This is a genomic window from Seonamhaeicola maritimus (genome assembly GCF_008056315.1).
GTDB lineage: Bacteria > Bacteroidota > Bacteroidia > Flavobacteriales > Flavobacteriaceae > Seonamhaeicola > Seonamhaeicola maritimus.
This window is the reverse complement of record NZ_VRKQ01000008.1, coordinates 734321-758735: the sequence shown is the minus strand read 5'-3', so window position 1 is coordinate 758735 and position 24415 is coordinate 734321. Positions and strand designations below refer to the sequence as shown.

General features: G+C 33.0%; 26 protein-coding genes. 10 read left to right on the top strand and 16 right to left on the bottom strand.

Going from position 1 to position 24415, the window contains the following annotated elements; translation table 11 throughout:
- Nucleotides 1–40 precede the first annotated feature (40 nt).
- Together FUA22_RS03230 and FUA22_RS03225 are read left to right on the top strand one after the other, a co-directional pair.
- A complete protein-coding gene (locus FUA22_RS03230; protein ID WP_147766397.1) occupies nt 41–1123 on the top strand; it encodes a T9SS type A sorting domain-containing protein in 1083 nt (360 codons plus the stop codon).
- Between the two features lie 126 nt (nt 1124–1249).
- Nucleotides 1250–1660 (top strand): DUF805 domain-containing protein, encoded by a 411-nt coding sequence (locus FUA22_RS03225; RefSeq protein WP_147766396.1) that lies wholly within the window; start codon nt 1250–1252, stop codon nt 1658–1660.
- A 74-nt stretch (nt 1661–1734) separates the two neighbouring features.
- On the opposite strand, the gene guaB is transcribed toward FUA22_RS03225, so the two are convergent.
- The 5 genes from guaB to FUA22_RS03200 form a co-directional block, all read right to left on the bottom strand.
- The gene (guaB, locus tag FUA22_RS03220) at nt 1735–3207 is read right to left on the bottom strand and encodes an IMP dehydrogenase (protein ID WP_147766395.1); all 1473 of its coding nucleotides are present in this window, start codon (nt 3205–3207) and stop codon (nt 1735–1737) included.
- Between the two features lie 81 nt (nt 3208–3288).
- A complete protein-coding gene (locus tag FUA22_RS03215; RefSeq protein WP_147766394.1) occupies nt 3289–3783 on the bottom strand; it encodes a hypothetical protein in 495 nt (164 codons plus the stop codon).
- A complete protein-coding gene (locus FUA22_RS03210) occupies nt 3783–4310 on the bottom strand; it encodes an FMN-binding protein (protein ID WP_147766393.1) in 528 nt (175 codons plus the stop codon). Before FUA22_RS03210 ends, FUA22_RS03215 begins: the two co-directional genes overlap by 1 nt.
- Before the next feature lie 165 nt (nt 4311–4475).
- Complete coding sequence (locus tag FUA22_RS03205; RefSeq protein ID WP_147766392.1) at nt 4476–5648, bottom strand: hypothetical protein; 1173 nt, start codon at nt 5646–5648, stop codon at nt 4476–4478.
- 165 nt (nt 5649–5813) lie between these two features.
- The gene (locus FUA22_RS03200) at nt 5814–6677 is read right to left on the bottom strand and encodes a hydroxymethylglutaryl-CoA lyase (protein WP_147766391.1); all 864 of its coding nucleotides are present in this window, start codon (nt 6675–6677) and stop codon (nt 5814–5816) included.
- Nucleotides 6678–6764: 87 nt separating this feature from the next.
- Here FUA22_RS03200 and FUA22_RS03195 point away from each other — a divergent pair, with 87 nt between their 5' ends.
- A complete protein-coding gene (locus FUA22_RS03195) occupies nt 6765–7682 on the top strand; it encodes a spondin domain-containing protein (RefSeq protein WP_147766390.1) in 918 nt (305 codons plus the stop codon).
- Here FUA22_RS03195 and FUA22_RS03190 read toward each other — a convergent pair.
- Entirely contained in the window at nt 7668–8699 is a 1032-nt protein-coding gene (locus FUA22_RS03190) for a quinone-dependent dihydroorotate dehydrogenase (protein WP_147766389.1), read from the bottom strand. The two genes, FUA22_RS03195 and FUA22_RS03190, sit on opposite strands and share 15 nt — an antisense overlap.
- Before the next feature lie 150 nt (nt 8700–8849).
- Here FUA22_RS03190 and pepT point away from each other — a divergent pair, with 150 nt between their 5' ends.
- The 3 genes from pepT to cysK are packed head-to-tail and all read left to right on the top strand — an operon-like array spanning nt 8850 to nt 11646.
- A complete protein-coding gene (pepT, locus tag FUA22_RS03185) occupies nt 8850–10094 on the top strand; it encodes a peptidase T (protein WP_147766388.1) in 1245 nt (414 codons plus the stop codon).
- 9 nt (nt 10095–10103) lie between these two features.
- Nucleotides 10104–10703, top strand: coding sequence for a YdeI/OmpD-associated family protein (locus FUA22_RS03180; RefSeq protein WP_147766387.1), 600 nt, complete (start codon nt 10104–10106; stop codon nt 10701–10703).
- A gap of 31 nt (nt 10704–10734) precedes the next feature.
- The gene (gene cysK / locus FUA22_RS03175; protein ID WP_147766386.1) at nt 10735–11646 is read left to right on the top strand and encodes a cysteine synthase A; all 912 of its coding nucleotides are present in this window, start codon (nt 10735–10737) and stop codon (nt 11644–11646) included.
- A 63-nt stretch (nt 11647–11709) separates the two neighbouring features.
- Here cysK and yajC read toward each other — a convergent pair whose 3' ends face one another.
- The 3 genes from yajC to nusB all read right to left on the bottom strand — a co-directional run bounded on the left by yajC (nt 11710) and on the right by nusB (nt 13515).
- A complete protein-coding gene (gene yajC / locus FUA22_RS03170; protein WP_147766385.1) occupies nt 11710–11997 on the bottom strand; it encodes a preprotein translocase subunit YajC in 288 nt (95 codons plus the stop codon).
- Nucleotides 11998–12009: 12 nt separating this feature from the next.
- Nucleotides 12010–12486 carry a DUF1573 domain-containing protein gene (locus FUA22_RS03165; protein ID WP_147766384.1) on the bottom strand — a complete coding sequence of 159 codons (477 nt, stop codon included), beginning with the start codon at nt 12484–12486 and terminating at the stop codon, nt 12010–12012.
- Nucleotides 12487–12570: 84 nt separating this feature from the next.
- Nucleotides 12571–13515, bottom strand: coding sequence for a transcription antitermination factor NusB (nusB, locus tag FUA22_RS03160; RefSeq protein WP_241664740.1), 945 nt, complete (start codon nt 13513–13515; stop codon nt 12571–12573).
- Between the two features lie 205 nt (nt 13516–13720).
- Between nusB and FUA22_RS03155 the strand changes: the two genes are divergently transcribed.
- Together FUA22_RS03155 and FUA22_RS03150 are read left to right on the top strand one after the other, a co-directional pair.
- Entirely contained in the window at nt 13721–15478 is a 1758-nt protein-coding gene (locus tag FUA22_RS03155) for an ABC transporter ATP-binding protein (RefSeq protein WP_147766383.1), read from the top strand.
- A 153-nt stretch (nt 15479–15631) separates the two neighbouring features.
- Nucleotides 15632–16027, top strand: a complete 396-nt coding sequence (locus FUA22_RS03150; protein ID WP_147766382.1) for a PUR family DNA/RNA-binding protein — start codon at nt 15632–15634, stop codon at nt 16025–16027.
- 56 nt (nt 16028–16083) lie between these two features.
- On the opposite strand, the gene FUA22_RS03145 is transcribed toward FUA22_RS03150, so the two are convergent.
- Genes FUA22_RS03145 through FUA22_RS03135 form a run of 3 tightly spaced genes read right to left on the bottom strand, consistent with a single transcriptional unit; the run spans nt 16084 to nt 18360 of the window.
- A complete protein-coding gene (locus tag FUA22_RS03145) occupies nt 16084–17115 on the bottom strand; it encodes a lysophospholipid acyltransferase family protein (protein WP_241664739.1) in 1032 nt (343 codons plus the stop codon).
- Nucleotides 17116–17118: 3 nt separating this feature from the next.
- Nucleotides 17119–18021, bottom strand: coding sequence for a bile acid:sodium symporter family protein (locus FUA22_RS03140; RefSeq protein WP_147766381.1), 903 nt, complete (start codon nt 18019–18021; stop codon nt 17119–17121).
- Nucleotides 18022–18024: 3 nt separating this feature from the next.
- Nucleotides 18025–18360, bottom strand: a complete 336-nt coding sequence (locus FUA22_RS03135; protein WP_147766380.1) for a tRNA-binding protein — start codon at nt 18358–18360, stop codon at nt 18025–18027.
- Between the two features lie 47 nt (nt 18361–18407).
- On the opposite strand from FUA22_RS03135, the gene FUA22_RS03130 reads away from it, so the two are divergent.
- Complete coding sequence (locus tag FUA22_RS03130; RefSeq protein ID WP_147766379.1) at nt 18408–18965, top strand: thioredoxin family protein; 558 nt, start codon at nt 18408–18410, stop codon at nt 18963–18965.
- Here the strand turns inward: FUA22_RS03130 and FUA22_RS03125 are convergent.
- The 3 genes from FUA22_RS03125 to FUA22_RS03115 form a co-directional block, all read right to left on the bottom strand.
- Nucleotides 18949–19437: a GNAT family N-acetyltransferase gene (locus FUA22_RS03125; RefSeq protein WP_147766378.1), complete on the bottom strand. Its 489-nt coding sequence runs from the start codon at nt 19435–19437 to the stop codon at nt 18949–18951. The two genes, FUA22_RS03130 and FUA22_RS03125, sit on opposite strands and share 17 nt — an antisense overlap.
- Complete coding sequence (locus tag FUA22_RS03120; RefSeq protein ID WP_147766377.1) at nt 19438–19983, bottom strand: YfiT family bacillithiol transferase; 546 nt, start codon at nt 19981–19983, stop codon at nt 19438–19440. It lies immediately after the preceding gene.
- Nucleotides 19984–20045: 62 nt separating this feature from the next.
- Nucleotides 20046–20978, bottom strand: a complete 933-nt coding sequence (locus tag FUA22_RS03115) for a peptidylprolyl isomerase (protein WP_147766376.1) — start codon at nt 20976–20978, stop codon at nt 20046–20048.
- Between the two features lie 203 nt (nt 20979–21181).
- Between FUA22_RS03115 and FUA22_RS03110 the strand changes: the two genes are divergently transcribed.
- A complete protein-coding gene (locus FUA22_RS03110) occupies nt 21182–21889 on the top strand; it encodes a hypothetical protein (RefSeq protein ID WP_147766375.1) in 708 nt (235 codons plus the stop codon).
- 269 nt (nt 21890–22158) lie between these two features.
- Here the strand turns inward: FUA22_RS03110 and FUA22_RS03105 are convergent, their stop codons facing one another.
- Nucleotides 22159–24363 (bottom strand): ATP-dependent DNA helicase RecQ, encoded by a 2205-nt coding sequence (locus FUA22_RS03105; RefSeq protein ID WP_147766374.1) that lies wholly within the window; start codon nt 24361–24363, stop codon nt 22159–22161.
- Nucleotides 24364–24415: the final 52 nt, after the last annotated feature.

The following is a 24415-nucleotide window of genomic DNA, read 5'->3' as shown; positions in this document are numbered from 1 at the left end:
ACATAATTGATTATATTTGGTTAACCAATTTGGTAAACCAATGATAAACTTAAGATTATTTTTTTTACTGCCTTTTGTAATTCTAGCACAAATAACATCTGCTCAAGTACTTTTAGATGCTGATGGACCTGGTGGTGTTGATACCTATGATTTAATGAACTCCGTTTTGGCTCCTGGCTACGACGCAGTTGAAGAACCAGATTGCAGCCATACTCCAACTTTTCAGCATATTGATGAACTTTTTGACACTACATTAGGTATTAATGTTTTTAGATTTTATTTACATGTAGCCACCGATACGGATAGATGTAATGGTTCCACCGATCGTCAACGTAATGAAATAAAAACCTATGATAAATCTCCCGATAATTTATTGGGTGTGGAGGGAGAAACTGTAATTTATAAATGGAAGTTTAAGTTAGACGCTGGTTTTCAAGTATCACCAAACTTTACCCATATACATCAACTAAAATCTGTTGGCGGGTTATATTCTAGCATGCCCATGTACACCCTAACTTGCAGAAAATCTACTCCAGATAGAATTGAATTGCGCTATGCCGAAACAAACTCACAAACTACTTTAATTCAAACGGATATTGCGCCTTTTAAAGGTGAATGGGTTGAAGCTACCGAAACTATAAAATATGGCACAAATTCCAGTCCTGATGCGGGTACATATTCAATAGAATTAAAAAGAGTAAGTGATCAAGCTATTTTATTATCCTATACAGATAATGCTGTGAAAAATTGGCAAACTGATGCTGATTTTGTTCGCCCAAAATGGGGTATTTACAGAAGTTTAAATAATGCTCAAGACCTAAGAGATGAAGAGGTGTTATTTGCTAATTTTAGTATTGAAGAATCACCAAGTTTAAGTAATTCTGATTTACAGAAACGGTCTATTAGACTACATCCAAATCCAACAGAAAAATATTTGTTTATTGAAAAATTAAATAATATTAACTTCAATTATATCACTATATATGACTTTACAGGTAAAAAACTCATATCTAAAAAGGACATAGATAAAATAAATGTGTCTCAACTTCCTAAAGGTATTTATTTTATGAGTCTTAAAACTCAAAATGATTTAGTATTAAAAAAAATATTCATCAAAAAGTAGTTCATTTAATAGACTTTATTTTTAAAAAACTACATATTAATTATATAGGAGTTATTGAATATTTTGTCATTTCAATTTTAAAGTTGATATTTAGTGGTTAATAATCGCAACCTATAAATAATAATTATGAAATGGTATCTTAAAGTAGTACGAGACAATTATGCTAATTTTAAAGGAAGAGCCAGAAGAAAAGAGTATTGGATGTTTACTCTATTTAATATTATATTCTTGTATGCTCTAGTTTTGATATCGGCAGCGCTTGTTTCTGCTACAGACACAATTGAATTTTTATTTTTATATTTTATTTATTTTCTTGCAATATTTATTCCTTCATTGGCAGTTGGCATAAGAAGGTTACATGATGTTGGAAAAAGTGGCTGGTTCTATCTAATAGGTTTAATACCATTTATTGGAGGTATTTGGCTTTTTGTTTTATTTATTACAGAAGGAGACAAAGGACCAAATCAATATGGAGTGGACCCCAAAGCCCCAAATACTTCAGAAATTGAAGATATAGGAAAGCCATTAATAGAATAAATATTATTCCCTTCTAAAATAAAAAAAGCTGCAATTTTTTAATTGCAGCTTTTTTTATTTAAAGTTTTATTTTTCTACCTAGAATAATTAGGTGATTCTTTTGTAATAGTTACATCATGCGGGTGACTTTCATTAATACCACTTGCAGTTATTTTTACAAATTGCCCGTTCTCTTTTAAAGTCTCAATGTTTTTGGCTCCACAATATCCCATTCCAGCGCGTAAACCACCAACAAATTGATGGATACTTTCATATAATTCCCCTTTGTATGGCACTCTACCGACAATTCCTTCCGGCACTAACTTCTTAATATCATCTTCAACATCTTGGAAATAACGGTCTTTACTACCTTGTTTCATAGCTTCTACAGACCCCATTCCTCTATAAGATTTAAACTTTCTTCCTTCATAAATAATAGTTTCCCCAGGAGATTCTTTGGTTCCGGCTAAAAGAGACCCTAACATAACTGTATCTGCTCCAGCAGCAATAGCTTTAGGAATATCTCCTGTATAACGAATACCACCGTCAGCAATTACTGGAACACCACTACCCTTTATAGCTGCAGCAACTTCTAATACTGCCGAAAACTGTGGAAAACCAACCCCAGCAACGACTCTTGTAGTACAAATAGAACCTGGGCCAATACCAACTTTTACAGCATCAGCTCCCGCTTCAACCAAATATTTGGCTGCTGCACCTGTCGCAATATTACCAACTATAACATCTAGTTCTGGGTATTTAGATTTAATCTCTTTTAAAACACTTACTACTCCTTTTGTATGACCATGAGCTGTATCAATAACAACAGCATCAACACCTGCTTCTACTAGAGCAGCTGCTCTATCAACAGCATCTCCAGTAACTCCAATAGCTGCCGCAACTCTCAAACGTCCATATTTATCTTTATTGGCATTTGGTTTTTGTGTAAGCTTAGTAATATCTCTAAAGGTTATTAATCCCGAAAGTTTATAATCTTCATCTACAATAAGAAGCTTTTCTATTTTATGAGACTGCAATATAGATTCCGCATCAGACAAAGAAGTTCCAATTGGTGCAGTAACCAAATTTTCACTAGTCATCACCTCTACAATGGGCTTATTATTTTCATGCTCAAAACGTAAATCACGATTAGTAACTATACCTTTTAGAGTGCCTGCATCATCAACAATAGGAATTCCTCCAATACCATGTTCCGCCATTGCACGCTTAGCATCACTAACAATAGCATCGAGTTTTAAATTAACTGGATCTATAATCATTCCGCTTTCAGCACGTTTTACTCTTCTTACCTTGGTAGCTTGCGCCTCAATAGTCATATTCTTGTGAAGCACTCCAATTCCACCTTCCTGAGCCATAGCAATTGCCATTTTACTCTCTGTAACAGTATCCATAGCTGCAGATATAATAGGCACGTTAATGGTGATATTACGAGTGAATTTTGTTTGAATATTTACTTCGCGAGGAAGAACTTCTGAAAATGCTGGAACTAAAAGAACGTCGTCATAGGTTAATCCTTCTCCGACAATTTTGTTTTGATGTGCAGTCATGGTGCAATTACGTTATAATTGCGTGCAAATATACAATATATAAACGAATAAATTCGTCAAAAAAATGTTAAGGACAGTTTTTTAACTTGAGGTCTTTTGAAGCAACTGCTTCAAAATAATAAGTACAGAAAATGTGAAGGTAAGTGTCATTAAAATACCAGAAAACATAACTACGTATTTCATCCATAACATTCCTGCCCATAATAAGTAAAGTCCTCCAAATGTTAGTATTACTGACACAAAAGGTTCTACTATTAAAAAGAGCTTTAATTTTCTACCTAACCTAGTTATTGAAACTAGCAAGCCAACTAAAAAGAAAATAATTGACATTGATAATATATGATTGTGTACTAAGGTTAGCATTTCTTTATCGCTTTTTTTAAAGCGCATAACCTGAGCATCTTCATCATCTTCATTACCTAAATATTGTTCTTCAATACCATTAGGATTAGCTGATGAAGTTTCTCCTACAAATAACAAACCGGTGTAAAAACCAATACTCAATACAATTATAAACGCTCCTATGAGCAGCTTAATTTCTTTAGGAAGTGATAAAATGAGTCCGTTAAGCTGCATTATATGATGTTTTTATTGTGAAGCACTTTTAATGATTGCAACAAATTATTTATGGCATTAGTCATTGAACGCACCGAAATGGTTGCTCCTGAAATAGCCATAATATTATCTCCGTATTTTAATGAGTCTTCTGCAGTTTTACCAATAAACTGCTTTAACCAACGTTTGCTTCCAATTTCCCCGCCATACTCTTCACGATAAGCTAATACTTTAGATTTTTTTATAACCAAATCTGTATCTAATAAAACCAAATAATCAAATTGAGCAGTTTTACTTGGTGCCTGACCCAAATAAGCATAACCTAAAAATTCACCGTTAGCTTCAATTTTAAAAAGATTATTTTTAGTAAAATCTGAATCCAAAATTTTGGTTATCTCGGGATCAATATCAATATTAATAAACTGGTATGCTTCAATATCGTAAGTAGCTTTGATTTCTTTTTCAATCTTCTTTAAAATACCCTTAGGAACATTAAAAGACATTAATAAAAATACTACCGCTAATATTGAAACAATCTTAAATTTCATTTTACAAAAATATCGTTTTTTTATTCGGTTAAACAATTTAAATACCAAATAGCCAAAGCAACGTACGCTTTAACCATTTGGTATTTATGCGTTAGGGATTGCAGCAAACTACCTTGTAGTGCGGAAAGCCCGACCATGCGCTTGCATGGTAACGCCCATATTACTTTAGAACCAAACGCCTATACCAAAGTTTAATCTGTTAGCAACATCACTTCCTTTTGAGTCTCTAAATTGATAATCTCCTTTAAATACAACTCCAGGAGCAATGTGATAACTAATACCTGTAGTTATATCTGTTTTATTATAATTATCATTTCTTAATAAACTCCCCTCTGTATCAGCATGAGTATCATATTTTTCATACCTCAAGAAAGCGAATAAACGTTGTTCATTTTGTTGAGGTAATAAATTGTAAGCGCCTTCTAAATACCAACCTTGTAAAGCACTACCTAAATCTCTTCCCGTTAAATCATTATAAGCATCTGTATCTGATAAAGATGCTCTAATGAATTGACCACGAGCGGTGAATCTTTGGTAGGCATAACGTGCATCTAAACCAATCATTGAAATACCAATATTTGCGCCGTCAATATCTTCTACATCATCAGTAGCTTGTGTTTTTCCAAAATATCCAGATAATCCTAATCTTAAACCAGGAATACCGTAATAATCTAATTTAGTTGATAAAGTTGGGCTATCAACAGTAGATTTAATAGCTTTTTGACGTCCACTACGTAATCCATTAGACCCTTTTAAAATTCCAGTTACACCACCTTCTCCATCTGAAATTGTTGATTTAAATCCGTTAAACACATAGGCTTGATATCCCAATGAAATATCATTAAATCTTCCTGTAACACCAAATCCTATTTCTCTCCATGTTGTTGGAATGATTACATTATCTGTTGCTGGTCTTTCAACACCATTAAAAGTAGTAGGTTCGTGAAATTCATTCACAATACCCATAGGAACCAACATTAATCCTCCTCGAATACTCATATTAGGTGCCACAGCATAATTAACAAAAGCTTGTTCTACGAATACTTCTTCTACATGCTCAAATTCAACTTCAGTAACAAACTGAGTCTTATCATTAAATTTGTATCCAAATAATAATACCAAACGTTGAACATCTAATTCACCATTCCCCCCTTCTGGTTGGTTATAGGTTAGCTCACCGTATGCCCCTACAGTAACAGCTTTACCATAGTTACCAGAAAGAATTCTTTGGGCTGCATTTAGTTGTTTTTGAGGATCAAAAGTAATAGAATCTTGTGCTGTTTGGGCAAAAGAAAAAGATCCTAGTAAGATTGCTAAAATTAATGTTAGTTTTTTCATTGTATTTAAATTGATATTTTATTTTTATTTAGACTTATTATAAATAATATTTGCTTTTCGAGTGCAAATATAAAACTCAATATTACTTACACAAAGTTTATTTAGACTTATTTTAAATAAACTTTTTAAGAAATATTTAACAATCTAAAAACAAGCTATTTATAGTTAAAAATAATTTTTAAAAATCTTGGATGCTTCATTAAAAGCACTTTCAAAACTTAATGCATTAAGGCTATTAAGTTGCTTTGAAGTAAAATAGGAAAGTAACTTTTCTGTTGGCATATTACCTGTAAGTTCATCTTTAGCCATAGGGCAGCCGCCAAACCCTTGAACAGCACCATCAAAACGATGACAACCAGCATTAAATGCAGCATCTACCTTTTCGAACCATTTACTAGGAGTTGTATGTAAATGTGCACCAAACTCTATATGTGAGTATTGAGGAATTAAATTAGAATATAAATGAAAAATACTCTGGGGTGTAGAGCTCCCAATAGTATCACTTAACGATAAAATTTGAACGCCCATTTTATTAAAACGTTCTGTCCACTCACTCACAATATCAACATTCCAAGGATCTCCATAAGGGTTACCAAAACCCATAGATATATAGACAACTAACTCCTTGTTTGATTTATCCGCCAACTCTAAAATATCATTTAGAATATCAACCGATTGGGTAATGGTCTTATGAGTATTCCTCATTTGGAAATTCTCAGAAATTGAAAATGGATAACCCAAATAATTAATCTCAGGGTGCAAACAAGCATTTTGAGCGCCACGAACATTAGCCACTATAGCCAGTAATTTACTAGCAGTGCTACTTAAATCTAGCTGTGATAACACCTTTGCAGTATCTACCATTTGAGGAATGGCTTTGGGAGACACAAAGCTACCAAAATCTATAGTATCAAAACCTACTCGTAATAAAGCCTGAATATATTGCACTTTCTGCTCTGTAGGTATAAATTGCTTTATTCCTTGCATAGCATCACGCGGACACTCAATAATTTTGATGTTATCGGGCATATACTAGTTTGATTTCAAGCCTAAAAATAATACTATTTTTTGTAAGGCAATCATAATCTCCAAGACTTATAAATGTAAAAAAATGCAATGAAAAAAATTACTGTATTATCTACCTTCATTCTTTTAGCCTCTTATTTATCATTCAGTCAAAGCGTTGCTAGCTATGACATTGTTTTTGAAAGTATTTGGGATTCTGAATCAAATGACGCCTTAAGCGGATGTAGTACCATTGCATTACCCGATGGTGCCCACTGGTCTTCTTTGGTAGGAGCAACTCATGCAAGCGCAAATACATTTTTAGAAATGGGTCAAATGGCTTCCGCCGGTATTGAGTCTGTTGCCGAAACTGGATCTTTTGGTACTTTTCAAACAGAAGTGTCATCAAACTCTGATGCAGATCAATTTATAAATGGCGGTGGACTAGGTACAGCAAAGGGTACTATTTCTATAATTGATTTACAGGTAAGTGAAAACTATCCTTTACTAACATTAGCTTCTATGATTGCCCCTACTCCTGATTGGTTTATTGCCATAAATAGTTATGATTTAAGAAATGGTGGTTCGTGGGTTTCTACAGCTACAATAGACCTCTTTCCTTATGATGCTGGAACAGAAGAAGGGAGCGATTACAAATTAAGCAACCCAGACACAAACCCCCAAGGTATTATTACCAGTCGGTCAAATACAACGCCATTTAATGCAAAAAAAATTGGAACTATTACAATAACATTAAAATCTGTTTTGAATACATCAGATAAAGAGTTGAATGAATTAAGTTTTTATCCTAATCCTGCCAAAGGCAGAATTAATATTTCCAATCAACAAGATATCAATTTACAAGATGTTATAATGTATTCTGTTAGCGGGCAGTTTATAAAAAAATTTAAGATTACACCCTTAAAAAGCATGAGTTTAGATATATCTAATTTAAGTTCTGGAATGTATTTAATGAAGACAATTACCAAAGAAGGCTCTAGTAAAACGCAAAAATTACTTGTTCAGTAAAGCTTTGTTAATTTGTTTAATTAAACTAGGTCCTTCATAAATAAACCCTGTATAAATCTGAACTAAATCTGCTCCTGCTTCTATCTTCTCAAGAGCATCTTCAGCTGAATGTATGCCGCCAACCCCAATGACAGGAAAAGCTTTATCACTTTTTTCAGTCAGATATTTAATCACTTTTGTACTCTTATCTCTTATAGGTTTACCACTTAAGCCACCATTTCCAATGGCCTCTAATCTATCTTTTGAAGCTTTCAAACCAGTTCTATCTACCGAGGTATTACTGGCTATTACTCCATCTAAATTAGTGTCATTTACCAGTGCTATTATTTCATCTAACTGCCCATGATTTAAATCCGGAGCTATTTTTAAAAGAATTGGCTTTTGAGTTTTAAACATAGTATTAGCTTTCTGAACTTCTCCTATCAACTCTTCCAAATAATCTTTATCGTTTAGTTTAGCATGACTCCCTACATTAGGGCAACTAACATTAAGAACAAAATAGTCCACATAAGGATGTAGCCAATTAAAGCACTCTAAGTAATCTTTGGTATAATCCTCTGGTTTCGTGGCTGTATTTTTACCAATATTTCCTCCAACAATTAATTTACCTTTATTTTTCTTTAATTGTTCAACAGCAGCCTCAACACCTTCATTATTGAACCCCATTCTGTTAATTATCCCTTTATCATCTTTTAGTCTAAACAATCTCTTTTTAGGGTTGCCAGATTGTCCTTTAGGTGTAACAGTTCCTATTTCAATAAAACCAAACCCAAAATTTGACAGCTCATTATACAATATTGCATTTTTATCAAAACCAGCAGCTAATCCAACAGGATTTTTAAACGAAAGCCCAAAAAGGTTTCTTTCCAATCGCTCATCTTCTAAAGCATACAAATTCCTAAACAACCAAGACATCCCAGGTATTTTACAAGCAGCTTTTACTATTGAAAATGTGAAATGATGTATCCTTTCAGGGTCGAATAAAAAGAATACAGGTCGAAGCAATAATTTATACATCTCTATTATTTGTGCAAAAATACTCCGAATTAATGTAAATAAAAAATGAAGTGATTTATAAAATCAAAGCGTTTTTAGTCGTATTTTAGAGACTCCTTAGATCTACAATTTTTTTCAGTTTAACATCCAAAAAAATCACACCATACTCAAATGATTTCTAAAGAACATATTACCAATCGGTTTATAAACTACGTTACAATAGATACGGAATCAGACCCAAATTCTGACACAACACCAAGTACTAAAAAGCAATGGAATTTAGCCAATAAATTGGCCGAAGAGCTTAAAACTATTGGCATGCAAGAGGTAAGTATTGATGAAAATGCTTACGTCATGGCAACCCTACCAAGTAATGTCGAGCTTGATGTTCCCACCATCGGATTTATTGCTCATTTTGATACTTCTCCTGATTTTACTGGAGCCAATGTAAACCCTCAAATACATAAAAATTATTTAGGAGGCGATATTTTACTCAACAAAGAAGAGCAAATTGTTCTTTCTCCCGATTATTTTGAAGATCTACGACTTTATATTGGTCAAACCTTAATCACTACTGATGGAACTACGCTATTAGGAGCAGATGATAAAGCTGGTATTTGTGAAATTGTTTCGGCTATGGAATACTTAATTAAAAATCCTGAAATTAAACATGGTAGAATTAGGGTGGGATTTACTCCAGACGAGGAAATTGGAAGAGGAGCTCACAAATTTGATGTAAAAAAGTTTGGAGCAGATTGGGCTTATACAATGGATGGTAGTCAAATTGGAGAGTTAGAGTATGAAAACTTTAATGCTGCTGGTGCAGTTGTAAATGTAAAAGGGAAGATTGTACACCCAGGATATGCTAAAGGGAAAATGATTAATTCTATGTATATCGCAACGGAATTTATAAATTCACTTCCTCGGATGGAAACACCTGAACACACAGAAGGCTATCAAGGCTTTTTTCATTTATGTGCCGTAAAGGGAAAAGTTGAAGAAACTACTTTGGAATATATTATAAGAGATCACGATAGAAAACATTTTGAGGCACGCAAAGAAGTCATGCAAAAACTTACAGATGAACTTAACAATCAATACGGAAGTGAAGTAATTGTTACAGAAATAAAGGATCAATACTACAATATGCGTGAAAAGATAGAACCTGTTTTGCATATTGTTGACATTGCTGAACAAGCAATGAAAGAAATTGGCATTACGCCTTTAATAAAAGCCATAAGAGGAGGTACAGATGGCTCTCAATTAAGCTATATGGGATTACCTTGTCCTAATATTTTTGCTGGCGGACATAATTTTCATGGTCGCTATGAATACGTGCCAGTTGAAAGCATGATTAAAGCTACTGAGGTGATTTGTAAAATTGCTGAATTAACAGCTCAAAAACCAGTAAACTAAATTTTAGAAGTGAGAAAAGTAAATTCTGTCGAGGAATATATAGAAACAAATTCTAAATGGTCTGAAGCTCTGTCTCTTCTTAGATCTATTATAATTTCTACTGAATTAGAAGAAACCTTAAAGTGGAGTATCCCAACCTATACAATTAAGGGGAAAAATGTTTGTGGTATTGGTGCATTCAAAGACCACTTTGGAATTTGGTTTTTTAATGGTGTTTTTCTTAAAGATGAACATAAAATCTTAAGAAATGCGCAAGATGGTAAAACTAAAGCCATGAGGCAACTTAAGTTCACATCCATCGGTGAAGTTAATAAAAAAGTTGTTTTACAATACGTAATGGAAGCCATTGAAAATCAAAAATTAGGCAAAGAAGTAAAACCAGATAGATCAAAAAAAGAAACTTTAATTCCTGAAGAGCTAAAAAAACTATTTGAATCAAATAATGAACTCAAAAGTTCTTTCGATTCATTAACTCCATACAAGCCACGTGAGTATTGTGATTATATTCAAACTGCTAAACGTGAAGCCACCAAACAAAGTCGTATTCTGAAAATTACGCCTATGATTTTACAAGGTGTTGGTTTACATGATAAATACAAAAACTGCTAAATATTAAACCTTAACTATTAAACCATAAATTATGAAATTCAACAACATTCTAGAGAGTATAGGAAACACCCCTGTAGTGAAGTTAAACAGTTTGTTTCCTGAAGCAAATGTTTGGATGAAACTTGAAAAAGCAAATCCGGGGGGTAGCATTAAAGATAGAATAGCTCTAGCTATGATTGAGGATGCTGAAAAAAGAAATATTATTAAAGAAGACACGGAAATTATAGAGCCTACATCAGGGAACACAGGTATTGGTTTGGCTATGGTTGCTGCGGTAAAAGGGTATAAACTTACATTGGTAATGCCCGAGTCAATGTCCGTTGAGCGACGGGCATTAATGGCGGCTTATGGAGCTAATTTAGTATTAACTCCAAAAGAAGAAGGCTTAGGTGGTACTTTAGCAAAGGCCGATGAATTAGTTGCCAATAACAAAAAAGCGTGGATGCCTTCACAATTTACTAATCAAGCTAATCCAGAAATTCATCAAAGAACAACAGCTATAGAAATTACCAATGATTTTCCTGAAGGTATAGACTACTTAATTACCGGCGTTGGTACTGGAGGACATATTACTGGAATCTCTAAAGTTTTAAAAGAAAAACTTACTAATATAAAGGTCTTAGCAGTAGAACCAGATGACTCTGCAATAATCTCAGGTGGTGAACCAGGACCCCACCCTTTACAAGGAATAGGACCAGGTTTTATCCCAGAAGTATTCGATCCTAATTTAATTGATGGTGCAGTTAGAATTACAAAAGACGAAGCTTTTGCAGAAGTTAAAAACATTGCTAAAACAGAAGGAATTCTTGTTGGAATTTCAACCGGAGCATCTTTAGCCGCAGTAAGAAAACAATTAAAAACTCTAAATGGAAGCGAAACTATCTTAACTATGAATTATGATACTGGTGAACGCTACCTTTCTGTTGAGGATTTATTACAGTAGTCCAAAATAAAGAATTAAAAAGGGCTTCCATTAGGAAGCCCTTTTTCTGTAAGCTTTAATTTCTTATTTAGCGGGAGCATTTAATTTGGTGCTCATCTCCATTGAAATGGCAGTACGTTCTAATTTTAGCTTTCCAGACATGGTCTCCATAACACAGGTTCCATCTTTCTCATTCAATTCTAAAATCTTACCGTGTAAACCACTTTTGGTAATTACTCTGTCTCCCTTTTTAAGTTCTGCAGCAAATTTCTTTTCCTTTTTTGCTTTTTTCATTTGAGGTGCAATCATAAAGAAATACACTACTACAAACATTAAAATAAATGGCATAAATGCCCCAATTCCTTCTCCCATTATTGTATATATTTAGCTTTTAACAGCTGGTTTTTTAGCATTTGGGTCTGGTTTTACAAATGCCGATATTTTTACAGTTTCTTTTCCTTTTTCAGTATTTGCAGTAACAGTAATGGTTTTTGATACTTTATTAGTACCACTACCATTAAACTTTACTGAAAATTCTCCAGAAGCTCCTGGAGCTAAAGGTTCTCTGCTCCAATCTTGAGGCACAGTACAACCACAAGAACTTTTAATTTCTGTAATTACTAATGGTGCATCTCCTGTATTTTTGTATTTAAAAATTGTAGATACCGATTTTTTAGCTTCAATTTCCCCAAAGTCATGTTCTGTTTTATCAAACTCAATCACAGGAAATTTAGAGGCATTGGCATCTCTTTCAGCTGCTTCAGCAAGATTACTTGCTTCAATTTTCTTAGCAGCATTTTCTTTGCAAGATGTAAAGGCTATTAAACAAATAGCACTTAATCCTAATATTAGTTTTTTCATTATTGTACCTTTTTTAAGTTAAGCGTGGTAAAAATAGTAATAATTTAACCGATTAAAAATTTTTAATGACTTCTTAACAAGATTTTATAGTAACCCACGCCCCATTTTATTTAATGTTCCAGCTTCTCTAAACTCTTTTACAAGTTTATCCAAAATACCATTTATAAAAATGCTGCTCTTTGGTGTTGAGTACTCCTTTGCAATCTCTAAATACTCATTTATAGTTACCTTTACAGGAATTGACGGAAAGTTTTGAAGTTCATTTATTGCCATTTGAAGCAATACATAATCTACATCTGCAATTCTATCAGCATCCCAGTTTTTCGTTTTCTTTTCTATTTCATTATTCAAAGAAGACCTATTTAATAAAGTCTTCTTAAACAAATCAATTGCAAACTGCTTATCATCATCCTCTTTATATAATTTGGGAGTAAAATGAGCTTCTTGGGTAGAATGCTTAACCTTTCTTAAAAGTTTTAAAATAGCTGTGTTTACAATTGGAAGATCATCCAACCAAGTTAAATTCTTATCCTCAATGTATTCGTAAAGTTTTTCGTTTGGTGCAATTACTTCTTTAAAAACATCAATTATAAACGTCTTGTCTTCTTTAAAATCAGACACTCGAGTCTCCATATATTCTTTATACAACTCGCTTGAAGTAATTGATTTAAAAACAACTTCAACATACTCAGTATCTAATTCCCAATTAGTGATTTCATGTGACTCCATTTGACTTTTAAGTTCCGAATTACTACTTAAAAGCTCAAGTAATTGATTATTAACAAACTTCTTATTAGGGTCTTTATCTTCAGCTGTTGCAAGGTGCTTTTTTTGCTTTTTGCTTAAATCTATTTCAGCTCTTTTTTTAACCTCTAGAAGTAATGAGATTAACAAAAGGTATAAGTTGTACATATTATCTATACTAAACAATAGAAATTTCTGGTCTTTACTAAAATCATCACTTTCACTTCCTCTAAAGGCATACAAAGTTTGCATGACTTTTATACGAATATGTCTTCTATTTAGCATAATTACAAAGAACTTAAATTAAATGGAGCTAAACCTCTACCTCCTTTTGACGACGCAAAAATAATATTATTTCGGAAAGAAACTTCATTTTATTTTTAATAATTGCTCCTAATATTTTAAAGTATTTTTAACAATTACAAACAATGGTTAAAGTCATTTATATATTTATATACCCTATATTTGCTTTCATTGCTGAGAATGATAAATGAAAGAATTACAACATTTAAATAAGTACTTTTTAAAGTATAAAACCCATCTGTTATTAGGTAGTATTATTACGGTTGCTGCTAGAATATTTTTACTATATACTCCAAGATATGTTAAAAAGATTTTTGTTGCTATTGAGCGGTTTAATGACAAAACCATTACTAATGATGTTTTTAAATCTGAACTTGCTGAAGCTATTCTTTGGATAATAGGAGCAGCTTTAATTGCTGCTATACTAACTTTTTTTATGAGGCAAACCATTATTAATGTGTCTCGCTATATAGAATTCGATTTAAAAAATGAAATCTATGAACAGTATCAAAAGTTGTCTTTAAACTTCTATAAAAAGAATAGAACAGGTGATTTAATGAATCGAATCACCGAAGATGTTGGAAGGGTACGTATGTATGCAGGTCCTGCCATAATGTACAGTATAAACACTATTGCGCTTTTTGTTGTAGCCCTTATTTACATGTTTAAAGCTGCTCCTACACTTACTCTATATACCATTTTACCTCTTCCGATACTTTCCGTAATTATTTATAAACTAAGTAGAGAAATTCATAAAAGAAGTACTATTGTCCAAGAATATCTGTCTAAACTATCAACTTATACCCAAGAATCGTTTAGTGGAATCTCAGTTATTAAAGCTTATGGAATTGAACCTCAAACGGCTTCAAACTTTAAATCCTTGGCTATTGAAAGTAAAGAAAAGCAAGTGAATCTTACTAAAGTTCAAGCTTGGTTTTTTCCTATGATGATATTACTCATTGGAACAAGCAATTTACTAGTTATTTACTTTGGTGGTATGCAATATATTAATGGCGAAATTGAGAGTTTAGGAACCATTGCCGAGTTTATAATTTATGTAAATATGCTCACATGGCCAGTAGCAACAGTTGGTTGGGTAACCTCTATTGTTCAACAAGCAGAGGCATCTCAGAAACGTATTAATGAGTTTTTAAAAATAGAACCTGAAATAAAAAACACCGTTGAAACCTCAACTGAAATTACCGGAGATATTGATTTTAAAAATGTATCCTTTACTTATGATGACACTAATATTCAAGCCTTAAAAGGAATAAGTTTTAGTGTAAAAGAAGGAGAAACACTAGCAATCTTAGGGAAAACAGGGTCAGGAAAATCTACCATTTTAGATTTAATAGGACGGCTTTATGATATTGACAGAGGTAATATTTCAGTAAACAACACCAATATTCAAAATCATAATCTATATAATTTAAGAGATAGTATAGGTTATGTACCGCAAGATGCCTTTTTGTTTTCTGATAGCATTAAGAATAATATAAAATTTGGTAAAGAAGAAGCTACAGATGAAGAAGTGATTCAAGCTGCCAAAAATGCCCAAGTGCACAAAAACATTGTCAAGTTTAATAATGGTTATGACACCGTTTTAGGAGAACGTGGAATCACACTTTCTGGTGGACAAAAACAACGTGTTTCAATTGCCAGAGCTATTATTAAATCGCCAAAAATATTATTGTTTGATGATTGCCTTTCAGCAGTGGACACAGAAACGGAAGAGAAAATATTAAAAAATCTAAACAAAGTTTCAAAAGATAAAACCTCTATAATTGTGAGTCATAGGGTGTCATCAGCAAAAAATGCAGATAAGATTATTGTACTTGAAGATGGCAAAATAGTTCAAGAAGGAACCCATGATACTCTTATAAATGTTGAAGGTTATTACAAGCACCTTTACCTAAAGCAAATTAGCGAAACTTCATCTAAATAAACTTTAAATCAGATTTTTAACTTATTAAAGCATTAAATTAAATTCAATAAAAAAGAAGATTTGAAAAAGAAACCTTATATTTTGTTGGTTAGTAACTGTTTTTTTTAGATTTTTGATACGCAAACGACAATTGAACTATTTTTTATTTAACATATGAATAACAATGATATGATGGAGAGAGAAGAGATTTTTTCTAAGGTATTGAGAGCCGGAAGACGTACGTACTTTTTTGACGTAAGAGCTACTAAAGCAGATGACTATTACTTAACTATTACTGAAAGTAAAAAGTTTACAAATGAAGATGGGTCATTCCATTATAAAAAGCATAAGATATATATTTACAAAGAAGACTTTTCTGAGTTTAGGAGTATTTTAGCTGAAATGACAGATTATATTATTGAACAAAAAGGAGACGAAGTCATTAGTGAGCGTCACCAAAAGGACTTTAAAAAAGAATATAATAATGATTATGAGTCGGCTAAATCAGAAACAGAAGATACATTGAAAACGACTGAAAGTTTTACGGATGTGAATTTTGATGATATATAATCAAAGTTAAAAGATTATTTAAAAAAACCGTTATACATTGTATAGCGGTTTTTTTATTACCATTTAATAGCCAAAAGTGCTAAAACCAAACTAAAAGATAAATAGAATAGCCCAATAGCCCAACTAAAATATAATACCAAGAGCATTGTTATTACTAAAAGCCAAATAGGCACTAATGTTAAAGCTATAGTAAACCTGAAGGTAGATTTAAACTCCAAGTCAACAACCTTAGGTTCTGCGAAAAACTTCCAAACTGCATAGGGAATAATCAAATTAATAATTAGCAAAATCTTGAAAACTCTTTTTAAAAATTGAAATTTAGATTTAGGCTTAACCTTACAATCATTAAAATTATTTGCAATACAAGAGTTAACCTCTTGAGGGTTTAAAAAATCAACGTTCAAATCTTGTAATAACAATAAATCACTCTCGTAATTCTCTGATGGAATATGTGTTGTTAGTTTCATTAACTCGATTTGAATCTTAGATTTTAATTTAACAACTCCTTCATTTCTATTATCACTCGTAAATTCCTTTGCAGAAATAGGTTTTCCAAAAAACAAAGCTGCACTATCAGAAAACTTTGCGGCATGTACATAGTTTAAACCAACTGGAACCAATTGTAAATCTAAATCAGGGTATTTTTCTAATGTATCGAAAACAATTCTTGTAAATCCTTTACTTAAAGGTCTAACACGTCTAGCCAAATTATGATTTCCTTCAGGAAAGATTACAATAACTTCACCATCTTTCAATAACTCAGAACAAGTTTCAAAAATGGCATTGTTATTTGCCAAATTATTCCATCCATCTCTAATTCTATAAACAGGTAACATCTGTAAACTACCCAATAAATTGCTGATAAACTTCTTTTTAAAAACTGCTGCTCTGGTTAAAAAGAATGAAAATCGACTTCCTTTTGTAGCAATTAAAAGAGGATCTAATAATGCATTTTGATGATTTCCTAATAATAAAACAGGCTTATCTTTAGGAATGTTTTCTATATTATGAACCACTACTTTTTTAAAGTAAAAGAACATTCCTAACCTTAAATAAACTCGTACACTATGTAACCAAAGTTTTTTCAAATATTATGAATTACCATTTTTGTTAGACCAATAAAAAGCCAACAATAAACCAGAAATTATGTGCCAAATTCCCCAAAAGGCAGCTAAAATTGCCATTCCTCCCAAACCATTAAAAAAAGTAAAAATAAGCAACAATCCCAATCCCGAGTTCTGAATACCTGTTTCAATAGCAATTGTTTTTTTATTCTTAAAAGATAACCCGAATAAGCTAGCCACAAGAAAACCTAAGGTTATAGCAACTATATTATGAGAAATACCTAATAGCAAAACATGATGAATATAGGCATTAAATACGTCCAAATTATTTGAGAATGCAATAACTACTATTGCCGCAAAAATAATTATGGATAATGGTCTAAGAATTTTTGAAAGTTTTAAAGCCAACTTTTCATTATAGTTTCTTACCACCATACCAAAGACCAAAGGAATACCAAGTATTAAGGTTACCAACTTTACCAATTCAAATGGGCTTAACTCTACCTCCTTTAATAATTGGGCCGTAGGTTCATAAAGACTTCCATAAAACTGAAAGTTAAAAGGCGTCATAAATATGGCGAAAAAAGTTGCAAAAGCCGTTAAACTTATTGATAAAGCAGTATTCCCTTTTGCCAAATGGGTCATAAAGTTTGAAATATTCCCTCCGGGGCAAGCAGCAACCATCATCATGCCCAAAGCTATACTTGGTTGTGGCTTTATTAGTAATACAACTAAAAAAGTTAACAGAGGTAATAATATAAATTGAGATAAAATTCCAACCAATACCAATTTAGGCTGCCTTATTAAGTTTTTAAAATCGTTTAGCGTAATACCTAGCGCAACACCGAACATGACAACCGCCAATGCAATATTAAGCACCCAAAGCCCATTAGTATCAAAGTTTATCTTAACCGAGTCTAGTTCTTGCATAAATTATGATACCACGCTTCCGTTTTTCACATTGTTTTCAGGATTCAAAAGAATTACATCCTTTCCGTTTACTGCACCTAAAACCAAACATTCACTCATATATTTACCAATTTGTTTTTTGGGAAAATTTAAAACCGCTACAATTTGCCTGTTCATTAAGTCTTCCTTATTATATAAATTGGTAATTTGAGCTGAAGATTTTTTTATTCCCAAGTCACCAAAATCTATGGTTAATTTATATGCTGGATTTCTAGCTTCAGGAAAGTCATTTACTTCAATAATGGTTCCAACCCGTAAATCTACTTTAGTGAAATCTTCAAAAGTTATTGTATCATTCATTTTTTAAAAATACAAATTATCACGAACTTTGAATAAAGATAAATTTTATGGCCAGAACACCTTCAAACATGCTTCCTTTAGGAACGCAAGCACCAAACTTTTCTTTAGAAGATACTGTTACAGACTCCATTTTGAGTCTTGACCAAATTAAAGGCGAGAAAGGCACGGTTATAATGTTTATCTGCAACCACTGCCCTTTTGTAATTCATGTAAATTCTGAAATTGTATCTATTGCAAATACCTATACCGAAAAAGGAATTGGTTTTGCAGCAATATCAAGCAATGATGTAGTTAATCACCCTCAAGATAGTCCTGAAAAAATGAAGGCTCATGCTAATAATGAAGGCTATTCGTTTCCTTATTTATATGATGAAACACAAGATATTGCCAAAGCTTATGATGCTGCTTGTACACCTGATTTTTATGTTTTTGATGAGGCTTTAAAACTAGTTTACAGAGGTCAATTAGATGATTCTAGACCAGAAAACGGTATACCTCTAAATGGTAATGATTTAAGGGAAGCTATAGAATGTTTAATTGAAGGTACGGATAATACTTCTTTACAAAAACCAAGTATTGGCTGCAATATTAAGTGGAAAGTTTAAGCTGATAAACACCAACATCTTGCCATTTACCAAACTTTAAACCCACCTCCTCTAGGTGAGCTACTTTTTTAAACCCTAATTTTTCATGAAGTTTTACGCTAGCTTCATTTGGAAGTGTTAATACGCCTAAAACAATATGTAGTTTTTGTTGTTTTAAAACCTCAATAAGTTTTGAGTATAACTTTGTACCAATGCCTTTTCCTTGAATGGAATGTTTTAAATAAATTGTAGATTCTACAGTATTTTGATAAGCCGGTTTAGGCCTAAACCTACTTCCATAGGCATAACCCAAAATTTCATTATTTTCTTCAAAAACTAAAAAGGGATATTCTGCATTTATTTTATTTACCTTTTCAGTGAATTGTTCAAATGAAAGTTCTTTATCATCAAAAGTAACCACAGAATTCAGCACGTAGTAATTATAGATGTCTAGAAGTTGTTGCGTATCCTCTAACTGAAACTCTCTAATCATTTACAGCCAACCTTTTTGTTTAAGCAAATTTTCAACATGTGCGTAATGGTGGTTACTATGCCACGCATAATTACCAATATTGTAAGACAGTAAAACTTCTGAATTTGTTTCTGGGTGAATAAAGCATTTGTTCAAGTCTTCTTTTGATAGTTGCTTAAGTAAATTTACCAACTTATAATGAATAGCCTTAACATGCTCTAAAGACATTTGAATGGGGTCATTTTTACTATCACATAATTCTGCCCAATCTGCTTCGTTGTATGCTTTTATAACAGGTTTATCTTCGGTTAGTGCCCATTTAAACCTTGTATAACTATGATGATGACTATCAGCCACATGATGTACCACTTGTCTTATAGTCCAACCATCTGGCCTGTATTGAGTATCAAGTTGTTCTTTTGTTAAATGCTTAACTAAAGCTTCAAAACGAATAGGAAAAGTTTCTAAAGTTGAAATCCAACTCGCAATATGTTCGTCTGAAATTGTATCAGGACATTCAAACTGCCCAATAGGATATTTTAATTTTTCTAGTTCTTGATTTGTCATGCTTAAAGATAAAAAAAGCACCTCAAATGAGGTGCTAATAATATCGTAAAAATATGGTGAATTTATTTCACGCTCATTAACTCAACATCAAAAATTAATGTTGCGTTTGGAGGAATTACACCTCCTGCTCCTCTACTTCCGTAACCTAAATTACTTGGAATAACGAATCTAGCTTTATCTCCAACGCTTAAAAGTTGAACCCCTTCATCCCAACCTAGAATTACCTGACCAACTCCTAATGGAAAATCAATAGGCTGGTTTCTTTTATAAGACGAATCGAAAACCGTTCCATCTGCTAATTGACCTTTATAATGCACAGAAACCGTTTTACCTTTTTCTGCTTTTGCACCATCACCCTTTTGGATGATTTGATATCTTAATCCACTTTCTGTTTTTTCAAAACCTGAAGCTAATTTTTCTAATGCTTCTTCAGCCTTGGCTTTTTCTTCCTCTTCTCTTTTTGCTCTAGAACCTTCAAAAGTTCTAAACGCTTCAATAGCATTATAAGCTTCTGCCTCTGCTCCTACTCTTACAATCTCTAATGTTTCAATTTCATCACCTTGAGCAATAGCATCAACTATATCTTGCCCGTTTTCTACTTTACCAAAAACAGTATGATTATTATCTAACCACGGTGTTTCAACATGTGTAATGAAAAATTGACTTCCGTTAGTACCAGGACCCGCATTAGCCATAGATAACACACCAGGGCCATCATGCTTTAATTCTGGATGAAACTCATCATCAAATTGGTAACCAGGGTTTCCGGAACCACTACCTTGAGGACAGCCACCTTGAATCATAAAATCTGGAATTACTCTGTGGAATTTTAATCCATCATAATAAGGTGTTCCCTGTGGCTTCACTGAGTTTTCTAAATTACCTTCTGCTAAGGCAACAAAGTTTCCTACTGTACCAGGAGTTTTTTTGTATTCTAAAGCTACTAAAATTTCACCTTTTGTTGTATTGAATTTTGCGTATAATCCGTCTTGCATTGTTCTAATTTTTAAGAAAGTGCAAATATAGGGAAAGCATGATAATTTTTACACCTTGATTACATGGATTTTAACAAGTGTTTATACCTTAGCAAACCTCTTGCCTTTGTGAAAAAAATTCACGAATTTAGTTTAACAACCGACAAAGTTCATTGAAACGGAACTTTATCTTTGCATTGTGCGCAAGCCAAAAACCTAACTAAATGAGAAAAAATCTAATCATTTTGATTTTGGCTACTACAGGATTTTTTTCCTTTGGACAAAGTGACAAATCAACGCCAGATACCGTTGACTCAACAAAAAACAAGGGACAAAAAACGCAAACCTATATTCCTAATTCATTTATTGAATCTGAGTTTAAGTATACTGATTCTGAAGGAAAAGAAGTAATAATACAAAACAGCGGAGCAAGAGGTGGAGGAAACATAGACGGAGATAGAGACCCAAACGCGGTAAGAGGATATGATGATTCCACCGGAACACACTATGGACATGGAATATTCTGGACCCGTATAATCAATGAGACTAATTCTCCATTGGAGTTTTCAATAAATTTTCCTGCGGATTCACTATCGATTTCCCCTCCTCCTGATAATTACTTGAAATTATTTTTACTTCCAGATGCCATGAGAGTTGACAAACTATCTTCGTATAACTATGGCATTACTGGTTTAAGATCTTTTTTCGACAATAACTTCGATAAACCGACCGGACTACAAACAAAGATTAATCCTAACGAAGAGTATTTTTTCTATGTCACTACACTCATTCACATGCCAGATCAGCGGGGGCCCATAACAGCAGAGGTTGTATTAGAAGAACAAAATCTTTTTTATAAAGTTAGCGTAACTGGGATTGGCACTAAATTAATTCCCATCGGACAACTTGTTTTCAAAAAATCAAAACAGTAAAATTTCGCTATGTGCGTAGTGGAAAGCGAACGCGAGTTTGCTCACATAATGTTCATAGCCAAACCGTTAAACGAACCCATCAAAAATTAAACAATATTCGGTATTAAAAATAAGCAAGCAGATAGGTGCGTTAGGGATTGCAGCGGCATCCTTTTTATTATGGATTCCTGCCTCCGCAGGAATGACAGAATGAAAAGATATAGCGGAAAGCCCGACCTAAGGTCCTGAACCAAGTTCAGGATGAAGGTAACGCCAAAATAAATATTTAACTAATTGGCAACTTCGCTTATAAATTTAATACGGTATAGACGTAGTTCTTCATCATCATAATCGCCATCAAATTCTTCAATAGCGTCATCAATATCATCGGTTTCAGATTCCATAAAATACTCATGAATTTCTTCTTGCTGGTCTTCATCAAGAATTTCATCAATCCAATAACTAATATTTAGTTTGGTACCTGAATAGACAATGGCTTCCATAGCTTTTATGAACGCTTCCATTTCCATACCTTTTGAAGACGAGATATCATCTAAAGGTAATTTACGGTCTATATTCTGAATGATGTAAAGTTTTAAAGTAGAATTGCTACCTGTAGATTTAACCACTAAATCATCTGGACGAATGATATCATTTTCTTCTACATAATTAGAAATAAGAGCAACAAAGTCTTTACCATACTTTTTTGCTTTACCCTCACCAACTCCGTGAACATTACCAAGCTCTGTTAATGAAATAGGATACTTAAGCGCCATATCTTCTAGCGAAGGGTCTTGGAATATAACAAATGGTGGTACACCTAGTTTCTTAGCATTCTTCTTCCGAAGATCTTTAAGCATATTCATAAGGGTTTCATCGGCTACGGCTCCACCGCCTTTTGCTGCTGTGATTATGGTGCCATCTTCTTGCTCGCCTTCAAAAATATGATCTTCGGTCATCATAAAAGATGTTGGCTTTTTTATAAAAGCTCTTCCTTCATCTTTTAATTTTATAACGCCATATGTTTCAATATCTTTTTTAAGATAGCCCGCAATAAGAACTTGTCTTAAAAGTGCCATCCACATTTTTTTATCCTTGTCCTTGCCTTTTCCAAAGAATGGTTGTTCATTGGTTCTATGCGAATTTATAAGAGCATTTTCATTACCAACAATAACATTAACTAAGTCTTTAGATTTATACTTTTCATTAGTTTTATCGATGGTTTCTAACAAAATAACCACATCATCTTTGGCTTCATGTTTCTTTTTAGGATGCCTAACATTATCATCCATATCACCACCTTCACCAGTCTTGGTATCAAACTCTTCACCAAAATAGTGCAAAATGAATTTTCTTCTGGAAATAGATGTTTCTGCAAACGCAACCACTTCTTGTAATAAGGCATGACCGATTTCTTGTTCTGCCACCGGTTTGCCAGACATGAATTTTTCTAATTTCTCAATGTCTTTATAGGCATAAAATGCTAAACAATGGCCTTCACCACCATCACGCCCTGCTCTACCAGTTTCTTGGTAATAACTTTCAATACTTTTAGGTATATCATGATGAATTACAAAACGCACATCTGGTTTATCTATCCCCATTCCAAAGGCTATAGTAGCAACAACCACATCAATATCTTCCATCAAAAACATATCTTGATGACTAGATCTAGTCTTAGCATCTAAACCAGCATGATAAGGTACCGCCTTAACACCATTTACCTGTAAAACCTGTGCCAATTCTTCAACACGTTTTCTACTTAAGCAATAAACAATACCAGACTTTCCTTCATTTTGTTTTACAAATCTTATAATATCTGCATCAACATCTTTTGTTTTCGGTCTAACTTCGTAATATAAATTAGGTCTATTAAATGATGCTTTGAAGGTTTTTGCACCAGAAATACCCAGATTCTTTATAATATCTTCTTGAACCTTAGGTGTTGCTGTAGCGGTTAACCCAATAATTGGGATATTCTCACCTATTCTTCCTATAATATGACGAAGGTTTCTGTATTCTGGTCTAAAATCATGACCCCATTCACTTATACAATGGGCCTCATCAATAGCCATGAATGACACCTTAACAGTCTTTAAAAAATCTACATTTTCGTCTTTAGTTAAAGACTCTGGAGCTACATACAATAATTTTGTAATGCCGTTTGTTATATCTTCTTTTACTCGTTTAACCTCGGTTTTATTTAATGATGAATTAAGCACATGTGCCACCCCTTCTTCATTAGAAACACCTCTAATGGCATCTACTTGGTTTTTCATCAATGCAATTAAAGGAGATACAACAATAGCTGTACCCTCTTGCATTAATGCAGGCAATTGATAACAGAGTGATTTACCACCACCTGTTGGCATTATTACAAACGTATGATTTCCTGACAGTATACTTCCTACAACATCTTCTTGCAATCCTTTGAATTTACTAAATCCAAAATATTTTTTAAGAGCAGAATGCAAGTCATCTTTTGCTATTAACATGAATTGAATAAATATTAATTAACCTACTTAAAAACACACTAAAACTTCAAAA